Raw genomic sequence first — 13,449 nt, 5'->3', positions numbered from 1 at the left:
GGGCGAAGCGAATCAGGCGCATGCGGGGCGACAACGACAATCCGGACGTCGGGGCGGAAGGGCCGTTCTTTCCGTCGACACGTGCCGTCTTCCTTCCGACCGTGGTGATCGTCAGCGGTTACGCGGCAGCCTTTGCGTCGCTGTGGTTCTTCGGCCGGGGGGAGGGTGCGCTGGCGCGGCTGTGCCTGCTGGTGCTGGCCGTCGGCGGGCCGTTCCTCGTCGCGCACGCGGTCCTGCGCCGTTTCACGGTGCGCATCGACGTCATGCCGCATGCGGTCTATGCGCATACCGGCTTTCCCCGCAATGCGCCCGAGGAGATTCCCTACGCCCTGATCCGGCGTCTGACGCTCAGGCAGGGTCCGGTCGGCCGCCTCACCGGCTCGGGTACACTGGTGTTCGAGATCGCCGGCGGCACCAGCATCGCGGTGGCGGATCTGGCGCGGCCGCATCATGCGCTTCGCGTCATCGGCCGTCTCATCGACGATGCGGCGCGGGGCTTCGTTCCCGCCGCTGCCCCTGCGGAACCCGGTGAACGCCGCTCGATTTTCCAGCGATGAAGTCCGTCCAGCGCGCCGGCTGCATATTTTGCAGATGAAAATCCGAAGTCTCGCTGCTATATTGTGCTGACTCATATGGCACGGCTCCGCTGGCAGAGGCTCGCGGACCGTTTTCTTTTTGTGCCATGCCGAAGATTGCAGTGCATTCGCGGCAGGCGTCGGCGAAGGAAAGGTCGCGTAGATGAACAAGGTCCCGATGACCGCAGGCGGTTTCCAGTCGCTCAAGGAGGAACTGCGCTGGCGCCAGCAGGAGGAACGTCCCCGGATCATCGAGGCGATCTCCGAGGCGCGCGCCCATGGCGACCTGTCGGAGAACGCCGAGTATCATGCCGCCAAGGAGCAGCAGAGCCTCAACGAGGGGCGCGTCGGCGAACTCGAGGATTTGATCGCGCGCGCCGAGGTCATCGACGTGTCCAAGCTGTCCGGCGACAAGGTCAAGTTCGGCGCGACGGTCGTCATCGTCGACGAGGACACCGAAGAGAAGAACCGATACCAGATCGTCGGAGATCAGGAGGCGGACGTGAAGAGCGGCCGCATCTCGATCTCTTCGCCGATCGCGCGCGCCCTCATCGGAAAGGGTGTGGGAGACGCGATCGAGGTCAATGCGCCGGGCGGCGCCCGCGGCTACGAGATCATCGATATTTCGTTTGGCTGATGCAGGGGGAGCCGTGGATCCGAGCGACCCAGCGACGACGAGGCCCCTCCTGCCCATCGACGACGTCGACGTCATCGCACCGAACCTGAAGCTTCGCCTGTCGGGTGTCACCAGCACGATCGTCCAGTTGGTACCGGAGCAGGCGCGGACATTGCGGATCGCCACGATCGGCGGTCGGCTGCCGGCCAAAGTCCCGAAGATCGGCCTGGTCTCGCTGCTCGGCCTCTGGCGTCGACCGGCGGGCCGGCCCTTCCGGATATGGCATGCCAGGCGCAACATCGAGATGGTGATGGGCCTGGTGCTGCGCGACGTGCTGCGTGCACCGCTGCGTATCGTCTTCACTTCCGCCGCGCAGCGGCGCCACAAGCGTTTCACGCGCTGGCTGCTGCGCCGGATGGACTGGATCATCGCAACGAGCGCGCATTCCGGCTCTTTCCTGGACACGCCCCATACCGTGGTGCGCCATGGCATCGACGTGCAGGAGTTCCGCCCGCCGGCGACGCCGGGAGATGACTTCGCCTCGATGGGGCTGCCCGGCCGCCATGCGGTCGGCTGCTTCGGCCGCGTGCGTCATCAGAAGGGCACCGACCTGTTCGTCGACGCCATGATCGCGCTCCTGCCGCGCCATCCCGACTGGACCGCGGTGATCGCCGGCATGGTCACCGCCGAAAACGAAGCCTTCGCCTCGGTGCTGAAGAGCCGGATCGACGCGGCCGGCCTGTCGGACCGGATCGTCTTTCTCGGCGAGGTTCCCGACATCAAGGCGTGGTTCCGGCGCCTGACGCTCTTCGTCGCGCCGTCGCGCAACGAGGGATTCGGCCTGACCCCGCTCGAGGCCATGGCCAGCGGCGTCGCCTGCGTCACCAGCGATGCCGGAGCCTATGCCGAGATGATCGAGCCCGGCGTCAGCGGCGAGGTCGTGCCGGCAGGCGACGGCGACGCGCTTCGCGCGGCGATCGAAGGCTACATGGCCGACGTGCCGCAGGCCCTCGCGCATGGCCGGATCGCGCTGGACCGGGTGCGGACCTCGTTCCGGTTGTCGGATGAAGCGGCGGGCGTTGGTGCCGTCTACGACCGTGTCTGGAGCGGCGCGACGGCACAGGAGGTGCTCGTCGTCGCGCGCGACAACCATTACGGCCTTGAGCGGGACGTCAAGCTGCTGCGCGCAGCCTTCGGGCCGGAACGCACCGGATTTGCCGCCGCGCGCGCGCGCGGGATCGCGTCCTGGCTGATGCGTCGGCACCATGCCCGGACCATCGTCCACCTCGAACGGGTGCACCCGGGCTGGATCACCGCAGGTGAGCGCAACCTGCTTGTGCCCAACCAGGAGCGCTTTCCCCGCCGCCACATCGACCGGCTCGGCAGCATCGACCTCGTGCTGGCAAAGACCGCCCATGCGGCCGACATCTTCTCGGGCCTCGGGCGTCCCACCCGATACATCGGGTTCTCCGCCGAGGATCGCCGGGACGGTTCGGTGGAGCGGGACTGGTCGCGCTTCTTCCACCTTGCCGGCGGAAGCACGCTCAAGGGAACCGAGGACATCGTGGCGTTATGGCGCACCCATCCCGAATGGCCGGAAATGGTGCTCGTGCAGAAGGCCGGGAACGTTCCGGCGGATCTGCCGCCGAACATCGTCCTGATGCAAGGCTACCTGTCGGATCCCGAGCTGCGCCGGCTGCAGAACGCCTGCGGCATCCATCTTTGTCCGTCCCGTGCGGAAGGGTGGGGCCACCACATCGTCGAGGCGCTGTCGGTGGGTGCCGTGGTGGTAACGACCGACGGCCCGCCGATGAATGAACTGGTGGAGCCGGGCTGCGGCATTCTCGTTCCGGTTGCCTCGTCGGAGCCGCGCCATCTCGGAACCTGCTTCCATGTCGACATGGCCGGCCTCGAGCGGTCGATCGAGACGGTCATCGCCATGTCGGACCCGGCCAAGGCTGCGCTCGGCGCTGCTGCGCGGCGACGTTACGAGGAGATGGCGGGTGGTTTTGCCGAAAGGGTGAAGAGCCTCGGGGTCTGAATCCGGTGATCCTGCGGCGCCGTCACGTCTCTTCGGGGAGTTCGGCGCCGGACTGCAGGCGGTAGAGCTTGGCTTCGGTCAGGAAGACGTAGCTGCCGAGCAGCCCCGCATAGATGAAGCCCGGCACGCCGCAGAGGAAGTAGCGCTGCAGAACGTAGCTTTTCGCGAAGCGCCAGAGCGGCCGCAGCACGATCCGCCCGGGCCCGGTGCGCTCCCCGGCCGCGAATTTCTGCCGGGCCTTCAGCGTCGCATAGCTGTTCGCCTTGTCCATTTCGTTTCCCACCGAGAGGTTGCGGAAGTGAAGCAGGCGCCCGACGGAGATCGGTACCACCTCTCCGTCGAGCTTCAGCCCTTCGTGCAGCAGCGCCGTAAGGCCGTAGCTGGCGCGGTCCTTGCGGAACAGGCGCGTGTGGCGATGGGTGTGGACGAGACGCGGCGCATAGCCGTAGCCCGGCAGCCAGTCGAGGCGGGCGAGGGAATAGGCGACCTGCCCCGGCCGCCCGAGCGGCAGGTGGGAAATCGCCTGCCGCAGGTCGGCCGTCAGTCGCTCGTCGCAGTCCATGTTGAGACACCAGTCGAGGGTGCACTGGTCGAGGGCATACTGCTTCTGCGCCGCAAAGCCGGTCCAGTCGCGATGGAGGAGGCGGATCGGCCAGCCGAAGGACTGATACTGCGCGATCAGGTCGAGCGTGCCGTCGTTCGAACCGGAGTCGACGATCACGATCTCGCCCACACCTGCGAGGCTGTCGAGACACGCGCCGATCATGCTTCTTTCGTTCTTGCAGATGATGAATGCCGAGATGCGCTCGAGCGCCGGCCCGATCCCGTCTGCCAAACCGTCCGGCGGCGGCGGTTCTGCCCCCGGCGGCGCCATGGGCGGTGCTTCGTATCGGCTCACGTTCGGGGTCCGATCATGACCGGCAGGGTGAACGGGACGTGTCGTGCGGGCGCGGGATGGCGCCAGATGGACGGGCGAGGATTATAACGAAAGCCATTGTACTCCGGTCTCGTCTCGTCGCGCGCGCTGCTCCGCAACGCGCACTGGTTGCAGGACGCATGCTCCGCAAGCGAAGCCTCCCCCCGCTCACGACACCCGTCCAGCCGCGATTCGTAGCGGGATCGAAAGGATTTGCAACTACCCGCAGGGGTTGCCCAACGTCACTTTTGATGTTGCGATGCGCCCGACGGCGGAGCAAGGGACGGCAACCGGCCGTCAGATCGCGACGAGGCCGTCGTCCTTCACCTGGCGGATGGTCAGCGCCGTGCGCACCGTGTCGACGTTCGGCGCGGCGGTGAGTCCCGACAGCACGAATTCCTGGAAGCTCGACAGGTCCTTCGCCACGCAATGCAGGATGAAGTCGGTCTCGCCCGACATCATCCAGGCCTGCCGCACCATCGACCAGCCCTGCGCGAGCTCGCCGAAGGCGCGGATGTCGCCTTCGGCCTGCCGGTGCAGGCCGACGAGACAGAAGGCGACGACGTCGTAGCCGAGTACCGGGGCGTTGAGCAGCGCGCGATAGCCGCGGATGACGCCGCTCTCCTCCAGCCGCCTGACGCGCCTCAGGCAGGGGGGCGCCGAGATGCCGACCCGCCGCGACAGTTCGACATTGGTCATCCGCCCGTCACTTTGCAGCTCGCGCAGGATCTTCCAGTCCGTCGCGTCGAGGTCGGCCTTCATGCATGGTCCTTCCCGGCAGCTTCGCCGCGCAAGAATCTTTCACCATGGTTGCCATATGCCGAATCCAAAAGCGAGCCGGGTCGACGGCGCCGGCGGCGGCGACAGGGCCTGCCGGGCCGGCGCCGTCCGGTCGGCGGCCAATATCCGTCCGTCAGCTGTGAGAAACGATCTTGCGCCCTTGCGCAGCAGGGCATGCAAACCTTAGATCATCGGAAGGATCGAGCTCGCTCCCGCACATGGTGGGAACGGGTTCGTTTGGCATTTGCGCAGGAAGGATCGCGTCATGGCAACGAAGCACGCGCCTGTTATCATCATCGGTTCCGGCCCCGCCGGATACACGGCGGCGATCTACGCCGCGCGCGCCATGCTGAAGCCGATGCTGATCGCCGGCATGCAGCAGGGCGGTCAGCTGATGATCACGACCGACGTCGAGAACTATCCCGGCTTTGCCGATCCGATCCAGGGGCCGTGGCTCATGGAGCAGATGATGAAGCAGGCCGAGCATGTCGGCACCGACATGGTGAGCGACATCATCGTCGAGGCCGACATCGGGCGCCGTCCGTTCCGGCTCAAGGGCGATTCGGGCACCGAATACACCTGCGACGCACTGATCATCGCCACCGGGGCGCAGGCCAAGTGGCTGGGGATTTCCAGCGAAGAGACGTTCAAGGGCTTCGGCGTCTCGGCCTGCGCCACCTGCGACGGCTTCTTCTATCGCGGCAAGGACGTCGTGGTGATCGGCGGCGGCAATTCGGCCGTCGAGGAAGCGCTCTACCTGTCGAACCTGGCGAAGTCCGTGACGGTCATCCACCGCCGCGACGAGTTCCGCGCCGAGCGCATCCTGCAGGACCGGCTGTTCAACAAGGACAACGTCACGATCCTGTGGGACACCGAGGTCGACGAGATCGTCGGCGACCCCGGCAAGGCGCCGATGCCGCCGTCGGTCAACGGGATCCGTCTGCGCAACCGCAAGAGCGGCGTCGTCTCGGATCTGCCGATCGACGGCGTGTTCGTCGCCATCGGGCATTCGCCGGCGGTGGAACTCTTCGCCGGCAAGCTCAAGCAGAAGCCGAACGGGTATCTCTGGACGGCGCCGGACTCCACCCGCACCGACGTGCCGGGGGTCTTCGCCGCCGGCGACGTGACCGACGACATCTATCGGCAGGCGGTTACCGCGGCCGGGATGGGATGCATGGCCGCCCTCGAGGCGGAAAGATATCTGGCGGAGATCGAGACGCACCGCGAAGCGGCCGAATAGGCCGTCCTGCGACGGGGAAGGGGACCATGATGCCATTCGACTGGGACAAGCTGCGGGTCTTCCATGCCGCGGCCGAAGCGGGCTCGTTCACCCATGCCGCCGAACGGCTGAACCTGTCCCAGTCGGCGATCTCGCGCCAGGTCAGCGCGCTGGAGCACGACATCGGCGTGCCGCTGTTCCACCGCCATGCCCGCGGGCTGGTGTTGACCGAGCAGGGCGAGCTCCTCTACCGCACCGCGCACGACGTGCTGATGCAGCTCGACACCGTCCGCTCCCGCCTGCTGGAGACGACGGAAAAGCCCTCCGGCGTTCTCCGGGTTACCACGACCGTCGGCCTCGGCGCCGGCTGGATGACCCAGCGCGTGCAGGAGTTCCTCGAACTCTATCCCGAGGTGCAGATCCAGCTGCTGCTCGCCAACGAGGAGCTCGACCTGACGATGCGCCAGGCCGACTGCGCCATCCGGCTGCGCCAGCCGCAGCAGCCCGACCTGATCCAGCGGCGGCTGTTCACGGTGCACCTGCACGTCTATGCCGCGCCGACCTATCTCAATCGCCACGGCAAGCCCAACACGGTCGAGGATCTCGCCCGCCACCGGCTGGTGACCTTCGGCGAGCCGGTGCCGCAGTTCCTCAAGGACCTGAACTCGCTGCAGACCTTCGGCATGCCGGAAGGGACGAAGCGGACGGCTTCGCTCCAGATCAACGACCTGATGTCGATCCGGCGCGCGGTGAAGACCGGCGCGGGTATCGCCATGCTGCCCGACTACATGGTCGACAAGGACGCCGGGCTGGTGCAGATCCTGCCCGAGATGGAGGTGCCGTCCTTCGACACGTTCTTCGTCTATCCCGAGGCGATGAAAAACCAGGCGAAGCTCAAGGCCTTCCGCGACTTCCTGTTTTCCAAGGCGCGCAGCTGGGCCTATTGAGGGCCGTTCCGGGCTGGTGGTTTAGGTGCCCGCCGAACGCGCAGATGCATTCGTTGCTTGCCGATTGCCCAGTCCGTCCATAATTGCATGGGTGAATTGCAAATCAGTTGCTTGCCAAAGTGGCAGCAGGGGCACATATACGCGTCATCTCGCGAGCGCATTCCTCCTCCCATTGGCGCTTGCGAGTGTTCCCCTCTGGAGGTTTCGCCTTAACAGGCAACTCCAACAACTCGGGCCGGTTCTTCGTGAGCCGGCCTTTTTTTCTGCCCGGAATCAGGCAGAGCGGTTGCGGCCATCCCGCTCCCCGCCAACCGGTCCCCGACGGCGCGAGCGGTTCAGGAGTAGAGCTTTTCGCCCTCCAGGCCCGCGTAGAGACCGGCAACCTGCTCGCCATAACCGTTGAAGAGCAGCGTCGGCACGCTTTCGCCGGTGTGAAGGACACGCTCCTGTGCCTGGCTCCAGCGCGGATGCGGCACCTGCGGGTTAACGTTCGCCCAGAAGCCGTATTCGGAGGGCGCGATCTGCTCCCAGAAGCCCATCGGCCGCTCGTCGACGAAGGAGATGCGGACGATCGACTTGATGGACTTGAAGCCGTACTTCCACGGAAGGGCGAGCCGCAACGGCGCGCCGAACTGGTTCTCCAGAGGCTTGCCGTAGACGCCGGTGACCATGAAGGCGAGTTCGTTCCGCGCTTCGGCCATGGTCAGCCCCTCGACATAGGGCCAGGGATACCAGACCTGGCGCTGGCCGGAGGCGGCCTCGGGATCCATGAAGGTTTCCAGGCGGAGATATTTCGCCGACGAGAGCGGCGCGGCGTAGTCGATCAGGCGGGCCAGCGGAAAACCCGTCCAGGGCACCGTCATCGACCATGCTTCGACGCAGCGATGGCGGTAGAGGCGCTCTTCGAGCGACATGGCGCGGATCAGTTCGTCGATGCCGATCTCGCGCTCGCTTTCCACCAGGCCGTCGATCCTGACCGTCCACGGACGTGTCTTCAGGCTCCGGGCGGCGCCGGCGATCTGCTTGTGCGAACCGAATTCGTAGAAGTTGTTGTACTGGCCCGCGACATCGGCAGGCGTGACGGCCCGGTCGAGGGGGTATGCGTCGTTGAGCTTCGCCGGGTAGAGGTCGAGCGTCTGGTCGGATGCCTGCGCACGTGCCGCAGGCATCGAGCCCGGCAGGGCCGTTGCCGCGATCATGCCGCTGAGACCGGCGACCAGGGTACGCCGGTTGAGGAAGAGATGCTCCGGCGTCGCCGCGCTTTCCGGCAGCGCCCAGTCCGCACGTCTGACGATACCGACCATTCCGCCTGTCCCCTCATGCCGCTGCGAAACATCGACAGTAGCCGCGGCTGCGGGCTTGGCAACGGCCGGCCGGACGAGGCCGATCACTTCTGCGTGGCGTCGGCAGGGCAAGGTCCGCCGCGCCCGGCCCTTTCCGGCGGCGCGGCGGAGCGGGTGCCGTCAGGCCTTCGCGATCGCCTTGAGGTCGAGACCCGCCAGCGTCTCCTTCTGCGCGTCCGTCAGGGGCAGGTGCGGCGGCAGCAGCCTTTCGAATTCGGCGTCGCCGTGCAGCCGGGCGACCATGTGCTTGACGGCGGGAATGAGCGGCACCGAGGAGATCGCCGCGCGGGCATCTCCGGCCGCCTTCAGCAGGCCGGCATCGGCGCGGTTCGCCCAAAGCTTCGCCACCAGCGGCGCGGTGACGCTGACGGTCGCCGAGATGCAGCCGGCATAGCCGTCGGCATCCGCCTGCGCCAGGGCCGTCTCGCTGCTCGGAAAGACGTCGAAGCCGTCGATCCGGGCGATCTCCGCCGCATAGGCGAGGTCGCCTGAGCTGTCCTTGGCGCCGACGATGCGCTCGGGGAAGGCCGTGCGCAGCCGCGCGCAGAGATCGGGCGAAAAGCGCAGGCCGGTCATCTGCGGGAAGTTGTAGAGATAGATCGGGATCGGCGCGTCGGCCGTCGCAGCCACCACGCGCTCGAACCAGGCGAAGAGACCGTCGTCGGCGACGCCCTTGTAGTAGTAGGGCGGCAGGATGAGCGCCGCCGCGAAGCCCTGGGCATGGGCATATCGCGTCAGCTCGATGGTGGTGGCGAGATCCGGCGCGCCGGTGCCGACCATCATCCGGGCGCGGTCGAGCCGTCCGGCCGCAGCCGCCATCACCGCCTTGCGCTGGGACGCGGAAAACGAATTCGCCTCGCCGGTGGTGCCGAGCACGTTGAGCGCGTCGCAGCCATTGTCGAGCGCCCAGGCGGCGTGGCGCAGGAAGCGGTCGAGATCGGGTTCGCCGGTCTCGGTCACCGGCGTGGGGACGGCGGCGATCACGCCCGTCAGTCTGGATGTCGGCATTGGCTGGTCGTTTCCCTGGTCTGATATGCTTTTCGTGGCCGGCCTGTCCGGCTGCGACGGCCGGAGCCCGGTTGTTCGCACGCGCCCGTCGCGGCGATCATACCGCGGCGGGTGCATGCGAAAGAAGTGTCGATTTGCGCCCGCTGCATTGCCGCGGCGGCATCGTCGGCCGGCATTTTGGTGCAGAATGCCGTTTACAGCCGGGAAAACGCGCCCGGCGACCCGTTTCGGGGGTTGTCGGCAGGCGGATTTGCACTTTCTCTCTTGGCAAGGGGGACGATCACGGCAAGATTGGATCGCAATCGCGTGATCGCCCGCAATGGTGAGCGCCAAATGTCGGGGGCATGGATTGAGTGACGTTCTATTGCTGACGCTGGGCGTCCTCGCCTGTCTCCAGCTCAAGCATTACGCAGCCGACTATCTGCTCCAGACACCGTGGATCATCGCGGGGAAGGGGCATCTCGACCATCCCGGCGGCTACGTCCACGCGGGCATCCATGCCGTGCTCTCGGTGCCTGCGCTCCTGCTGGCAGGACTGGAACTGCCGAAGGTGGCGGCGCTGATCGCAGCGGAGTTCGTGGTGCATTTCCTCATCGATCACAGCAAGGCTCTGGTTTCGCGCGGCAGCGAGAAGGGGCCGACGACGGCCGCCTACTGGGCGCTGCACGGCGGTGACCAGTGCATCCATCACCTGTCCTACCTGGTGATGACGGCCGTCGCCATCGGCTGGGCCGCGGCCTGATCCAGCAGCCTTCGCGATCGCTCGCGGGCGCCGCAGGGAGCGGCGCCCGGCGATCCCGCATACAGACCGGCTGCCGCCCTTGCGCGGGCGCATGAGGCGCGCGCGTCTGCATGCACAAAAATGCACATCATTGCCCGCGGGCGCTTGCAGCACGCGCTGGCGTGATGCATGATATCTCATATTCGCGCGGAGGAGGAGAGCCGAGGCGCGGCTGCAAGGACAGGCTTCATCGGGAGGATGAGTTGAACCCAGCGAACGGCAATGCCGCGGCCCATTTCGTCGACCGCCATGTCGAGGAAGGCCGTGCCGACAAGCCTGCCTTCGTCGAATGCGGGCCCGGCGGGCGCAGCCTCACCTATGGTGAACTGGCGAGCGAGTCGGGCCGCATGGCCGATCTCTTTTGCCGCCACGGCATACCGCCGGAGGCGCGCGCGGCGATGATCGTGCTCGACCAGGTCGAGTTCCCGGTCATCTTCTGGGGCAGCCTGAGGGCCGGCGTCATCCCGGTGCCGCTCAACACGCTGCTGTCGCCCGACTACTACGAGATCATCCTCGACGACAGCCGCGCCCGCGCGCTTTTCGTCTCGCACGAACTCCTGCCGGTCGTCGCGCCGCTGCTGCCGCGGCTCAAGCACCTGAAGGCGGTGTTCGTCATCGGTGGCGAACCCGGCGCGCATCTCTCCTTCGCCGACGAACTCGCCGCGAGCGAGACCGGCGGGACCGCGCAGGCCGAGCCCGACGAATGCGCCTTCTGGCTCTATTCCTCCGGCTCGACGGGCCGGCCGAAGGGCGTGCGCCACGTCCATGGCAGCCTGAAGGCTACGGCCGACACGTTCGGCGCCCAGGTGCTCGGCATCCGCGAGGACGACACGGTGCTGTCTGCGGCCAAGCTCTTCTTCGCCTACGGGCTCGGCAACGCGATGACCTTCCCGATGGCCGCCGGGGCGACGGCGGCACTGTTCCGCGGCCGCCCGACGCCGGCCGACATGTTCGCCGCCATGGCCGAACTGCGGCCGACGATCTTCTGCGGCGTGCCGACGCTCTATGCCGGCATGGTCGCCCACATGGCGAAGGAGACGCCGGGCGGGCTCGACCGGCTGCGCATCTGCGTGTCGGCGGGCGAGGCGCTGCCGGCCGAGATCGGCAACCGCTGGAAGGCGCAGACCGGCGCCGACATCCTCGACGGCGTCGGCTCCACCGAGATGCTGCACATCTTCCTGTCCAATGCGCCGGGCGACATCGTCTACGGCACCTCGGGCATCGCCGTGCCCGGCTACCAGGTGCGCCTCGTCGACGAGGCCGGCCGCGAGGTCGGCGCGGGCGAGGTGGGCGAACTCCTCGTCAACGGTCCCTCGGCCGCCGACGGCTACTGGAACCAGCGCGACAAGAGCCGCTCGACCTTCGAGGGCCACTGGACCCGCACCGGCGACAAGTACGAGCGCACCGCCGACGGCCGCTTCGTCTACTGCGGCCGCACCGACGACATGTTCAAGGTCTCCGGCATCTGGGTCTCGCCCTTCGAGGTCGAGCAGGCGCTGGTCTCGCATCCGGACGTGCTGGAAGCCGCCGTCGTCGCCCACAAGGACGAGGCGGGGCTCGAGAAGCCGCGCGCCTTCGTGGTGCTGAAGAACGGGCACGCGCCCGACGGCCTGGCCGAGACGCTCAAGGAGCATGTCAAGGCCAAGGTCGGCGCATGGAAATATCCGCGCTGGATCGACATCGTGCCGGACCTGCCGAAGACGGCGACCGGCAAGGTCCAGCGCTTCAAGCTCAGGGAAGGAGCATGACCTCATGTGGAAAGACGGCGAAAGCCTGACCCTCGACATCGACGGCGTGACACTGGAAGGGCGATGCTTCGGACCGGCGCCTGACGCCGCGCCGACGATCGTCCTCCTGCACGAGGGGCTCGGCTGCACGGCGCTCTGGCGCGATTTCCCGGAGAGGCTGGCGCGGGCGACGCGCTACGGCGTCTTCGCCTGGTCCCGCCGCGGCTACGGCCAGTCGGACCCGGCCGAGTTGCCGCGCCCGCTCGACTACATGACGCGCGAGGCGCTGGACGTGCTTCCCAAGGTGCTCGACGCCATCGGCTTCCGCGAGGGCGTGCTGATCGGCCATTCCGACGGCGCCTCGATCGCGGCGATCTACGGCGGCTCGGTGCAGGACCACCGCGTCCGCGGCCTCGTCCTGATGGCGCCGCACTTCTTCACCGAAGCGATGGGCCTCGCCGCGATCGGGAAGGCCCGCGAGGCCTACGAGACGGGAGACCTGCGCGCCCGGCTCGCCAGGTACCACAAGGATGCCGACAACGCCTTCCGCGGCTGGAACGATGCCTGGCTCGACCCGGCCTTCGCGGCCTGGAACATCGAGGAGGTCATTGCCTACATCCGCGTGCCGGTGCTGGCGATCCAGGGCAAGGACGACCAGTACGGCACCCGCGCCCAGATCACCGCACTCGAGACGCAGAGCTACAACCCCGTCGACGTCGCCATGCTCGACGCCTGCGGCCACGCCCCCCATGTCGAGCAGCCGGAGAAGACGCTGGCGCTCCTCGTCGACTATCTGGAGCGGCTCGACCGCATCGAGGCGGCGAAGGCCGAGGCGGCATGACGGCGCCGCTGCGGCCGCACCCGCCGGCTGCGGTCGCCGGCTGGCCGCTGCCCGCGACCGCCTTCGTGCCCGGCCGCGATCCGCGGCCGGAGGAGGGGCTGTTCATCAGGGTCGCCGACCGTGCGCCGGCGCGCACCGATCCCGCCGCCTGGCGGGCCAACGAGGCCTGGCTCTACGGCTTCCGGCTCTATGGCGGCGGGTTCTTCTGGGAGGCGCACGAGGTCTGGGAGCCGGTCTGGATGGGGGCTGCGCCCAACAGCGCCGAGCGACACCTCGTCCAGGGCCTGATCCAGCTCGCCAATGCCTGCCTGAAGCTGCGCATGGAGCGAAGGCGTGCGGCGCTTCGGCTGGTGCGCGACGCGGGACTGCGGCTTGCCGAAGCCGGCTCCGCACCGCGCATGGGGGTTGCGCCCGGCCAGGTGCTCGCCGCGACCTGCGGCTTTGCGCTGCGGATCGAGGCGCATGGCGCCGACGAACTTGCCGTGCTTTTGCCGGCACGACCGGCGCTGTCGACTGACATTGTTGCATAATAATGCATAATATCGCGCGGTTCTAGATCGGAACGATGCATAAAAGTTCCGTGATGGCGGAAAACGAGGCTACCAAAGCGCATGATAATGCATTAAGGTCGCCCTCACTCGAGACCCCAGGGAGT

At 67.4% G+C, this 13,449-nt stretch carries 13 protein-coding genes and 1 pseudogene; 10 read left to right on the top strand and 4 right to left on the bottom strand.

Annotated features, from left to right (window positions below; all coding sequences use genetic code 11):
• Positions 1 to 20: 20 nt before the first annotated feature.
• From N1F91_RS04870 to N1F91_RS31105, 4 genes and pseudogenes are all read left to right on the top strand, one after another.
• On the top strand, positions 21 to 557 hold the full coding sequence (locus N1F91_RS04870) for a PH domain-containing protein (protein WP_289990618.1): 537 nt from the start codon (positions 21 to 23) through the stop codon (positions 555 to 557).
• A gap of 181 nt (positions 558 to 738) precedes the next feature.
• A complete protein-coding gene (gene greA, locus N1F91_RS04865) occupies positions 739 to 1,212 on the top strand; it encodes a transcription elongation factor GreA (protein WP_289990617.1) in 474 nt (157 codons plus the stop codon).
• A gap of 55 nt (positions 1,213 to 1,267) precedes the next feature.
• Positions 1,268 to 2,299: pseudogene (locus tag N1F91_RS04860) on the top strand (glycosyltransferase family 4 protein); the annotation flags it as partial.
• Between the two features lie 144 nt (positions 2,300 to 2,443).
• The gene (locus tag N1F91_RS31105) at positions 2,444 to 3,232 is read left to right on the top strand and encodes a glycosyltransferase (RefSeq protein ID WP_354670523.1); all 789 of its coding nucleotides are present in this window, start codon (positions 2,444 to 2,446) and stop codon (positions 3,230 to 3,232) included.
• Positions 3,233 to 3,254: 22 nt separating this feature from the next.
• Here the strand turns inward: N1F91_RS31105 and N1F91_RS04850 are convergent, their stop codons facing one another.
• Positions 3,255 to 4,106 (bottom strand): glycosyltransferase family 2 protein, encoded by an 852-nt coding sequence (locus tag N1F91_RS04850; protein WP_289990839.1) that lies wholly within the window; start codon positions 4,104 to 4,106, stop codon positions 3,255 to 3,257.
• 339 nt (positions 4,107 to 4,445) lie between these two features.
• The gene (locus N1F91_RS04845; RefSeq protein WP_289990616.1) at positions 4,446 to 4,910 is read right to left on the bottom strand and encodes an Lrp/AsnC family transcriptional regulator; all 465 of its coding nucleotides are present in this window, start codon (positions 4,908 to 4,910) and stop codon (positions 4,446 to 4,448) included.
• A 283-nt stretch (positions 4,911 to 5,193) separates the two neighbouring features.
• On the opposite strand from N1F91_RS04845, the gene trxB reads away from it, so the two are divergent.
• Together trxB and N1F91_RS04835 are read left to right on the top strand one after the other, a co-directional pair.
• The gene (gene trxB, locus N1F91_RS04840) at positions 5,194 to 6,168 is read left to right on the top strand and encodes a thioredoxin-disulfide reductase (protein ID WP_289990615.1); all 975 of its coding nucleotides are present in this window, start codon (positions 5,194 to 5,196) and stop codon (positions 6,166 to 6,168) included.
• 29 nt (positions 6,169 to 6,197) lie between these two features.
• On the top strand, positions 6,198 to 7,094 hold the full coding sequence (locus N1F91_RS04835; protein ID WP_289990838.1) for a LysR family transcriptional regulator: 897 nt from the start codon (positions 6,198 to 6,200) through the stop codon (positions 7,092 to 7,094).
• 335 nt (positions 7,095 to 7,429) lie between these two features.
• Here the strand turns inward: N1F91_RS04835 and msrP are convergent, their stop codons facing one another.
• A complete protein-coding gene (gene msrP / locus N1F91_RS04830; protein WP_289990614.1) occupies positions 7,430 to 8,398 on the bottom strand; it encodes a protein-methionine-sulfoxide reductase catalytic subunit MsrP in 969 nt (322 codons plus the stop codon).
• A gap of 159 nt (positions 8,399 to 8,557) precedes the next feature.
• Entirely contained in the window at positions 8,558 to 9,445 is an 888-nt protein-coding gene (locus tag N1F91_RS04825) for a dihydrodipicolinate synthase family protein (protein ID WP_289990613.1), read from the bottom strand.
• Between the two features lie 349 nt (positions 9,446 to 9,794).
• Here N1F91_RS04825 and N1F91_RS04820 point away from each other — a divergent pair, with 349 nt between their 5' ends.
• The 4 genes from N1F91_RS04820 to N1F91_RS04805 all read left to right on the top strand — a co-directional run bounded on the left by N1F91_RS04820 (position 9,795) and on the right by N1F91_RS04805 (position 13,324).
• Positions 9,795 to 10,187 carry a DUF3307 domain-containing protein gene (locus N1F91_RS04820; protein WP_289990612.1) on the top strand — a complete coding sequence of 131 codons (393 nt, stop codon included), beginning with the start codon at positions 9,795 to 9,797 and terminating at the stop codon, positions 10,185 to 10,187.
• A gap of 242 nt (positions 10,188 to 10,429) precedes the next feature.
• Entirely contained in the window at positions 10,430 to 11,974 is a 1,545-nt protein-coding gene (locus tag N1F91_RS04815) for a benzoate-CoA ligase family protein (protein ID WP_289990611.1), read from the top strand.
• Between the two features lie 4 nt (positions 11,975 to 11,978).
• A complete protein-coding gene (locus tag N1F91_RS04810; RefSeq protein ID WP_289990610.1) occupies positions 11,979 to 12,794 on the top strand; it encodes an alpha/beta hydrolase in 816 nt (271 codons plus the stop codon).
• Positions 12,791 to 13,324 (top strand): DUF309 domain-containing protein, encoded by a 534-nt coding sequence (locus N1F91_RS04805; RefSeq protein ID WP_289990609.1) that lies wholly within the window; start codon positions 12,791 to 12,793, stop codon positions 13,322 to 13,324. The genes N1F91_RS04810 and N1F91_RS04805 overlap by 4 nt, the downstream gene beginning before the upstream one ends.
• The last annotated feature ends 125 nt before the right edge of the window (positions 13,325 to 13,449 follow it).

The sequence above is a fragment of the Aquibium sp. ELW1220 genome (assembly GCF_030398385.1).
Taxonomy (GTDB): domain Bacteria; phylum Pseudomonadota; class Alphaproteobacteria; order Rhizobiales; family Rhizobiaceae; genus Aquibium.
Note: the sequence above shows the minus strand (reverse complement) of the source record. Positions and strands in the feature narration are given on the sequence as shown.

Coding starts and splice junctions, on each gene's coding strand:
- N1F91_RS04835 (WP_289990838.1), top strand. CDS start 6,198: ATGCCATTCGACTGGGACAAGCTGCGGGTCTTCCATGCCGCGGCCGAA.
- msrP (WP_289990614.1), bottom strand. CDS start 8,398: ATGGTCGGTATCGTCAGACGTGCGGACTGGGCGCTGCCGGAAAGCGCG.
- trxB (WP_289990615.1), top strand. CDS start 5,194: ATGGCAACGAAGCACGCGCCTGTTATCATCATCGGTTCCGGCCCCGCC.
- N1F91_RS04870 (WP_289990618.1), top strand. CDS start 21: ATGCGGGGCGACAACGACAATCCGGACGTCGGGGCGGAAGGGCCGTTC.
- N1F91_RS04850 (WP_289990839.1), bottom strand. CDS start 4,106: ATGGCGCCGCCGGGGGCAGAACCGCCGCCGCCGGACGGTTTGGCAGAC.
- N1F91_RS04825 (WP_289990613.1), bottom strand. CDS start 9,445: ATGCCGACATCCAGACTGACGGGCGTGATCGCCGCCGTCCCCACGCCG.
- greA (WP_289990617.1), top strand. CDS start 739: ATGAACAAGGTCCCGATGACCGCAGGCGGTTTCCAGTCGCTCAAGGAG.
- N1F91_RS31105 (WP_354670523.1), top strand. CDS start 2,444: ATGCGTCGGCACCATGCCCGGACCATCGTCCACCTCGAACGGGTGCAC.
- N1F91_RS04810 (WP_289990610.1), top strand. CDS start 11,979: ATGTGGAAAGACGGCGAAAGCCTGACCCTCGACATCGACGGCGTGACA.
- N1F91_RS04845 (WP_289990616.1), bottom strand. CDS start 4,910: ATGAAGGCCGACCTCGACGCGACGGACTGGAAGATCCTGCGCGAGCTG.
- N1F91_RS04805 (WP_289990609.1), top strand. CDS start 12,791: ATGACGGCGCCGCTGCGGCCGCACCCGCCGGCTGCGGTCGCCGGCTGG.